8 protein-coding genes are annotated in these 6,955 nt (G+C 72.9%); 6 read left to right on the forward strand and 2 right to left on the reverse strand.

Annotation, left to right across the window (positions count from 1 at the left end; all coding sequences use genetic code 11):
• Nucleotides 1–157 precede the first annotated feature (157 nt).
• Together ACFQ87_RS34860 and ACFQ87_RS34865 are read left to right on the forward strand one after the other, a co-directional pair.
• Nucleotides 158–1,051: a GNAT family N-acetyltransferase gene (locus ACFQ87_RS34860; protein WP_380614921.1), complete on the forward strand. Its 894-nt coding sequence runs from the start codon at nt 158–160 to the stop codon at nt 1,049–1,051.
• A gap of 144 nt (nt 1,052–1,195) precedes the next feature.
• The gene (locus ACFQ87_RS34865; protein WP_380614922.1) at nt 1,196–1,753 is read left to right on the forward strand and encodes a GNAT family N-acetyltransferase; all 558 of its coding nucleotides are present in this window, start codon (nt 1,196–1,198) and stop codon (nt 1,751–1,753) included.
• A gap of 49 nt (nt 1,754–1,802) precedes the next feature.
• Here ACFQ87_RS34865 and ACFQ87_RS34870 read toward each other — a convergent pair whose 3' ends face one another.
• Together ACFQ87_RS34870 and ACFQ87_RS34875 are read right to left on the reverse strand one after the other, a co-directional pair.
• Complete coding sequence (locus tag ACFQ87_RS34870; RefSeq protein WP_380614923.1) at nt 1,803–2,732, reverse strand: aminoglycoside phosphotransferase family protein; 930 nt, start codon at nt 2,730–2,732, stop codon at nt 1,803–1,805.
• Nucleotides 2,733–3,080: 348 nt separating this feature from the next.
• Nucleotides 3,081–4,070: a ferritin-like domain-containing protein gene (locus ACFQ87_RS34875; RefSeq protein ID WP_380614928.1), complete on the reverse strand. Its 990-nt coding sequence runs from the start codon at nt 4,068–4,070 to the stop codon at nt 3,081–3,083.
• A gap of 303 nt (nt 4,071–4,373) precedes the next feature.
• Between ACFQ87_RS34875 and rimP the strand changes: the two genes are divergently transcribed.
• The 4 genes from rimP to ACFQ87_RS34895 form a co-directional block, all read left to right on the forward strand.
• Nucleotides 4,374–4,913 (forward strand): ribosome maturation factor RimP, encoded by a 540-nt coding sequence (rimP, locus tag ACFQ87_RS34880; protein WP_380614924.1) that lies wholly within the window; start codon nt 4,374–4,376, stop codon nt 4,911–4,913.
• Between the two features lie 53 nt (nt 4,914–4,966).
• Nucleotides 4,967–5,959: a transcription termination factor NusA gene (gene nusA, locus ACFQ87_RS34885; RefSeq protein ID WP_380614925.1), complete on the forward strand. Its 993-nt coding sequence runs from the start codon at nt 4,967–4,969 to the stop codon at nt 5,957–5,959.
• 103 nt (nt 5,960–6,062) lie between these two features.
• On the forward strand, nt 6,063–6,356 hold the full coding sequence (locus ACFQ87_RS34890; RefSeq protein ID WP_380614926.1) for a YlxR family protein: 294 nt from the start codon (nt 6,063–6,065) through the stop codon (nt 6,354–6,356).
• A 230-nt stretch (nt 6,357–6,586) separates the two neighbouring features.
• The coding region (locus ACFQ87_RS34895; RefSeq protein ID WP_380614927.1) for a translation initiation factor IF-2 N-terminal domain-containing protein at nt 6,587–6,955 on the forward strand (369 nt) is incomplete at its 3' end.

Raw genomic sequence — 6,955 nt, forward strand, 5'->3', positions numbered from 1 at the left:
TGGGTGCGGGGCGTTGCAGACGTCTGAGCCAAACGCACCGCAACCGATCCCTCCTAAGAACGTGCTCTCCCCCTCCCCCCCCCCCCCCCGCGGCCGTAGCCGGGTGGGGCCACGGAGTAGGGTGCGGCCAGAGTCGTCTCAGTGAGGTGCTGTCTCGATGCTCGATCGAGGTGTGATTCTCCCCAGCTCCTTCCAGGCCGCCCGGGCCCTGGCCACCACCCGCGTGCTGGAACCCCCGGATCTCGCGGACGCCCTGGAGATCCTGCACCGCGACCCGGTCGCCAACGCCTTCGTCGCCACCCGGGTCGAGGCCGTCGGGCTGGACCCGTGGCGGCTCGGCGGGGAGTTGTGGGGGTGGTACGACGGGGACGGCGTCCTGGACGCCCTCTGCTACGCGGGGGCGAACCTCGTCCTGGTCAACGCCGGACCGGTGGCCGTCGCGGCCTTCGCTGAGCGGGCCCGGCGGCAGGGGCGGCGCTGCTCCTCGATCGTGGGGCCGGCCGAGTCGACCGCCGCCTTCTGGGCGCTGCTGGAGCGCAGTTGGGGGCCGGCCCGTGAAGTCCGGGGCCACCAACCGCTGTTGGCGACCTCCTCGCCGTCGGTGGAGATCGTGCCGGATCCGCTGGTGCGGAGGGTGCGGCGCAACGAGGTCGAGGCGTTGATGCCCGCCTGCGTGGCGATGTTCACCGAGGAGGTGGGGGTGTCGCCGCTGGCGGGGGACGGGGGGCTCCTCTACCAGGCCCGGGTGGCCGAACTCGTCTCCACCGGGCGGTCGTTCGCGCGGTTCGCGGACGACGGGCGGGTGGTGTTCAAGGCGGAAGTCGGGGCCGTGACGGAGGGGGCCTGCCAGATCCAGGGGGTCTGGGTGGCGCCGGAGCACCGGGGGCAGGGGCTGTCCGAGACCGGGATGGCGGCGGTGCTGGACGTCGCGCTGCGGGAGGTGGCGCCGGTGGTCTCGCTGTACGTCAACGACTTCAACCTGCGGGCGCGGGCGGCGTATCGACGGGTGGGGTTCCGGGAGGTCGGGGCGTTCATGAGCGTTCTCTTCTGAGCCCTCCGTTCCGGGGGTGCCGTTGTCGCGGTTCGGCGGGTGTCGTTGTCGGGGGCGGCGGGCGTTCGTTGTCGTGCGGTTCCCGGGGTGTTGGGTTCTGATCTTCGGCCGCGCCACAGGGCCGCTGGTAGTAACGTCCGGAGCATGGATCAGCTGACCGGGGTGACGATCGAGGCCATCGACCTTGCGGCCTGGGCGCCGCAGGCGCTGGAGGTCCAGGCGGTGGCGTTCGGGCTCACGCCCGAGGAGGTCGCGGTACGGCTGCACATCGTGGGGCGGCACGCCCAGCAGCCCGGGGTGATCGCGTTCGGGGCGATGAGCGGGGGGCGGCTGGTCGGGTTCGGGTACGGGATGCCGAACCAGCGGGAGCACTGGTGGAGCACGGTCATCGAGCCGTACCTGACCGCTCGCGGCTACGGGGACTGGCTGGACGGGGTGTTCGCGGTCACCGAACTGCACGTGCTGCCGGAGTTCCAGGGGCAGGGGGTCGGGACCCGGCTGATCCGGATGCTGTGCGAGGGGTCGGGGCTGGACCGGAGCATCCTGTCGGCGATCGACGCGGAGACGCCGGCGCGGCGGCTGTACCGGGCGTTGGGGTACCAGGACTTGGCCCGGGCGGTGCGGTTTCCGGCGACGGACCGGTTGTACGCGGTGATGGGGGCGCGGTTGCCGCTGCGCGGGCTCGGGGGCGGGCGGGGTTAGCCCGGGGCGGTGGGTTGGCTCGGGGCGGTGGGTTGGCTCGGGGCCTTTTTTACGAGAGGTGCCCGGCGAACTCCAGGTAGAGCTCGGCGTCTTCGTGGCGGCCTGCGGTGAGCGCGCGCAGGGCCAGGTCGACGGAGCGGAAGAGGGTCCAGCCGCGGAGGCGGTCCTGGTCGACGTCGAGGGCGTCGGCGAGTTGGTGGAGCCGGCGGCGGACGGCGGCGGGGGCGCCGGGGGCGCCGAGCAGGGTGTCGGCGCGGTCCAGGACGAGACGGGCCAGGTCGTAGGCGCGCTCGCCGGCCAGCGGGCGGGGGTCGATGGCCAGCCAGGGGGCGCGGTCGGCGGCCAGGACGTTGCCGTGGTGGAAGTCGCCGTGGAGGAGGAAGGTCTCGGTGGCGGAGGCGGCCAGGGACTCGGCCGTCGCCAGGGCCTCGGTGATCAGGGGCTGCGCCGCGCTGGCCGCGGGGTGGTCGCGGTGCCGGGTGAGGCGGGCGGCGGTGTCGGCGACCCGGTTGGTGAGGGTGGGGTAGGGGGACGGCCCGTCGGGGAGCTCGGCCCAGAGGCGGTGGAGCAGGCTGGTGGCCTCCAGCATGGCCTTGGGCTCGGCTAGTGAGCGCAGTGGGATCTCGCCGTGGAGGCGCTCCAGGAGGAGGACGCCCTCGGCGGGGTCGGCGTCGAGGAGGAGGACGGCGCCCCGGCCAGCCCAGTGGGCGAGGGCGGTGTGCTCGTGGGCGGTCTCGGGGGTGACCAGGCCGGTCTTGAGGACGGCGGGGGAGAGGTCGTCACGGTGGACGTAGGTGATCAGGCTGAGACTGCCGCCGGGGTCCAGGGTGCGTTCGGGGGTGAGGTTCCAGCGGGCCAGGTGGGTGGCTGTCCTCGTGGGGAGGGTGGCCAGCCATTGGCGGCCTTTCTCGCCTTGGGCTGCGGTGACGCTGTTGGTCAGCCAGGTGGGGATGGTGATGTGCGGTGTGTTTCCCGACATGCCTGGCCTTCCGGTTGGTGCTCTGCCTGGGGTGGCCTGTCCATTGTCGGGGATGGGGGTGAAATCGCAGGTCAGTGGCGTGGGGGTTTCTGTGTTGGTGGGGGGCTTTCGGGAGGGTGGGTGGCCGGGGGCGGCTCCGGGGGTGGCCGCTCCGGGGGCTGGGTGATTTTCCGACTGCCCATTCTGTTGGGTGGGGCGTTGGGTGCGGTGGCAGTCTGAAAATCACCCGTCATGCCCCTCTCCGGGCCACCCCCTGCGCCGTCCCCTCCCGCAGCGCGTCCCTCTCGCTGGAGGGGACGGGGGGTGGGTGGGGGTGCTGTGGGTGGGTTGGTGCGGGCGCGCCCGCGCTCAGCTCCGGCGCGTCGCCGTCGGGGTGGGGACGGGTTCGGGGATGCCGGGGAAGGGGGTGTCGGGGGCGCCCCAGTGGTGGGCGCGGAGGGCGCAGTCGCGAAGGGCGGTGGCGGCGGTGGGGCGTTGGGGGGTAGGGACGGTGGCGACCAGGTCGGCGTAGACGGTGGTGAGGCGGGTTTCGAGGTGGGCCGCGAGTTTGGTGGCGGTGGGGGCGTCGGTGACGGGGAAGGGGAGCTGGTAGCCGCCGGCGGCGGGGGTGGGGGTGGCGCCCAGGGTGGTGAGGAGGCGTTGCCAGGCGTCGCGTTGGGATTGGTGGGCGGCGTAAGCGGTGCGGGCGTCGGCGCGTTGTTGGTCTTCGGGGAGGTGGGCGCCGACGACGCCGTAGCCGTAGATGGCGGCGTGTTCGGCGCTGAGGGCGTTCTGGAGGGCGGGAAGGGCGGTGCCCGGGGTGGGGACGGGGGTCGGGGGAGCGCTGGGGGAGGGCTGGTCGGGGGTCTGGTCGAGGGGGGCGCCTAGGGCGGCGGCGTGCAGGGCGTTGGAGGTGGCGACGGAGGCGAGCAGGCGGGCCAGGGGCGGCTGTGCGACGCCGAGGTCGGTGAGGTGGGCCTGGGCGGTCTGGCGTTCCAGGGCGGCCAGGGTGGCGGGGGTGGGGGTCGCCGTGGGCGTGCTGGGGGCGGGGGCCGGGGGGACGGAGGCGGCGGGCATGCCGTAGGCGAGGGCCGCGCGGTGCTGGGCGGTTTCGGCGCGGAGGGGTTGGAGCAGGGCGGTCTGGGCGCCGGGCGTGGCGAGGGCGGTGTCGTACGCGGCCAGCAGGGTGTCGGTGGCGGCGATGGCGCGCAGGCGGACCGGGTTGTCGGGGTCGGGGCCGGGGCCCTTGTTGCCGGGCATCACGTCGCCGTTGGGGTCGACCCCGTTGGAGCTGGTGCAGGCGGCGGTGAGGGTTATCAGTCCGAGGGCCAGGAAGGTCCGTCGGCTGTGCGGCTGCATCGGGGTCACTCCGGGGCGTGTACGGGAGGACGGCCTCCCCGCCTGCCCTCGTTGGCCTGAATCTTTGCAGAACCCCCACGATTGCGGGTGGGGATTGGGGGTGCGGTGTGGTGGGTTGGCTGGTGTGAGCTTGCTCGCAGTGGGTGGCGTCCGACTGGTCCGGGGTGGTCCGGAATCGGTGGTTGGCGGCTTCACCGGCTAGGCTTTGGGCCGAGCTGCCGTGACCCGGTGTGCGCCCGTGGGGCGCGGAGGGCGCGGGGCGACCTTCTGACAACAGCAGACGCGGCCGAGGAGTCCACCCGGATGAGCACCACCCACACCGACCGGCTGCGCGCGTTGCTGGAGCCGCTGGCCGAGCAGGCCGGACTGGACCTGGAGGACGTCAAGGTCACCAAGGCGGGCAGCCGCCGACAGGTGCAGATCGACGTCGACACCGACGGCGGCGTCGACATGGACGCCATCGCGGAGTTCAGCCGGGTGGTCGGCGAGGCCCTGGACGGGTCCGACCTGATGGGCGAGGAGCCCTACCTGCTGGAGGTCGGCTCGCCGGGTGCGGAGCGTCCGCTGGTCCTGCCCCGGCACTGGCAGCGGGCCGAGGGCCGGCTGGCCAAGATCCACCTGGTCGACGGCGGGGAGATCGTCGCCCGGGTGCTGGAGGCGGACGAGGACGGCGCGCTGGTCGAGGTGCAGCCGGTGAAGGGGCGCGGCCGTCCGAAGGAGCGCCGTCTCGAGTACGGCGAGGTGGCCCGGGCGCGGGTCCAGGTCGAGTTCAACCGCAAGGACGACGAGAAGCTCCTGGACGAGGCCGCCGACTTCGACGAGGGGGACGACGGCGCCGAGTGAGCCGGCCGCCGTACGACCATGATGAACGTGACGAAAGACGAGGAGGCGTAGCCGTGGACATCGACATGAGTGCCCTGCGCACGCTGGTCAACGAGAAGAACATCCCCTTCGACCTGCTGGTCGAGTCCATCGAGTCCGCCCTCCTCACCGCGTACCACCGCACCGAGGGCTCGCGCCGCCGGGCGCGGGTGCACCTGGACCGCAAGAGCGGCCACGTCACCGTGTGGGCCATGGAGGACCCGGCGGAGCTGGACGAGGGCGTCGAGCCGAAGGAGTTCGACGACACCCCGAACGGCTTCGGCCGGATCGCGTCCAGCATCGGCATCCAGGTGATGATGCAGCGCCTGCGTGACGCCGCCGACGACCAGACCTTCGGCGAGTACGCGGGCAAGGAGGGCGACATCGTCACCGGTGTCGTCCAGCAGGGCAACGACCCGAAGAACGTGCTGGTCGACATCGGCAAGCTGGAGGCCATCCTGCCGCCGCAGGAGCAGGTCCCGGGCGAGGACTACCGGCACGGCACCCGGCTGAAGTGCTACGTGGTGGCGGTGCGCCGTGGTGTCCGCGGGCCGTCGGTGACGCTCTCGCGCACCCACCCGAGCCTGGTGAAGAAGCTGTTCGCGCTGGAGGTCCCGGAGATCGCGGACGGCAGCGTGGAGATCGCCGCGATCGCCCGCGAGGCCGGCCACCGGACCAAGATCGCGGTCTGGTCGCGCCGCGCCGGGCTGAACGCCAAGGGCGCCTGCATCGGCCCGATGGGTTCCCGGGTGCGCGCCGTGATGGGCGAGCTGCACGGCGAGAAGATCGACATCGTCGACTGGTCCGAGGACCCGCGCGAGATGGTCGCCGCCGCGCTGTCCCCCGCACGGGTGACTAGCGTGGAGATCGTGGACGCCGCCCAGCGCTCCGCCCGGGTGATCGTGCCGGACTACCAGCTGTCGCTGGCGATCGGCAAGGAGGGGCAGAACGCCCGCCTGGCCGCGCGTCTCACCGGCTGGCGGATCGACATCCGGCCGGACACCGAGGGCCAGGCCGAGCCCCAGTAGGAAGATGTAGGGGCCCCGGCCCAGTAGTCAGTGTTGTTCCTGGCGTCCCCGCCGGCCCTCCGGGATCTGCGGGGCGGCGCCATGTCGCTTCGGAGGGGTAGACTTGCCTTCGTCTGGCCGGACGCACGTCCGAGCACGCCCGGAACGCACCTGCGTGGGCTGCCGCAAGCGCGCGGCCAAGCACCAGCTGTTGCGTGTCACGGCGGTCGAGGGCGTCTGCGTCCCTGATCCCCGTGGCGCACTGCCGGGCCGGGGCGCACACCTGCACCCCGATCCGGCCTGCCTCGACCTCGCGGTCCGCCGTCGGGCGTTTCCCCGGGCCTTCCGGCTCCAGGGGACGCTCGACACGGAGCGGCTCCGCGGGTTCATCGAGGAGCGGGCAGGCGGAGCCTCTTAGGCGGGCCACCTCCCGCGACGGCCGCCGCTCACCGCGGCGGAGAACCACCGCAACAAGCACAGCGTTCGGGCAGCCGCGCGCCGTGCCACCAGTCAGGTACCTCGCGATGTGGAAGTAGGTCGAGATTGCGATGAGCACTCGATGAGTACGCGATGAGTACGCGATGGGTACGCCCATGAAGTAGCGACAGTCCGGCGGACGAGACCCCCGGACTCATAGACAGGAGTGAAGTGGCTAAGGTCCGGGTTTATGAACTCGCCAAGGAGCTTGGCTTGGAGAGCAAGGCCGTCATGGCCAAGCTCACCGAGCTCGGTGAGTTCGTCCGTTCGGCGTCCTCGACGATCGAGGCGCCGGTCGTGCGCAAGCTGACTGACGCGCTTGGTGTGGCCCCCACCGGTGGTGGCGCTGCCAAGCCGGGCCCGCGGAAGACCGCGGCGCCCCAGCCCGCGGCAGGTGCCGCGGGTGCACCCAAGCCGGGTGCCCCGACCCCGGGTCCGCGCCCTGGCGCGACCCCTGGTCCCCGTCCGACCCCGGCCGCCGCGGCTCCCGCCGCTCCGGCCGCCCCCGCGGCTTCGGCCGCCCCCGCCGCCCCGCGTCCG

Source organism: Kitasatospora sp. NPDC056531 (assembly GCF_042794375.1).
GTDB lineage: Bacteria > Actinomycetota > Actinomycetes > Streptomycetales > Streptomycetaceae > Kitasatospora.

What these genes read in the sequence shown, in the direction of transcription:
- rimP (WP_380614924.1), top strand. Translation starts at nt 4,374, where the DNA reads ATGAGCACCACCCACACCGACCGGCTGCGCGCGTTGCTGGAGCCGCTG.
- ACFQ87_RS34870 (WP_380614923.1), bottom strand. Translation starts at nt 2,732, where the DNA reads ATGTCGGGAAACACACCGCACATCACCATCCCCACCTGGCTGACCAAC.
- ACFQ87_RS34865 (WP_380614922.1), top strand. Translation starts at nt 1,196, where the DNA reads ATGGATCAGCTGACCGGGGTGACGATCGAGGCCATCGACCTTGCGGCC.
- ACFQ87_RS34875 (WP_380614928.1), bottom strand. Translation starts at nt 4,070, where the DNA reads ATGCAGCCGCACAGCCGACGGACCTTCCTGGCCCTCGGACTGATAACC.
- ACFQ87_RS34860 (WP_380614921.1), top strand. Translation starts at nt 158, where the DNA reads ATGCTCGATCGAGGTGTGATTCTCCCCAGCTCCTTCCAGGCCGCCCGG.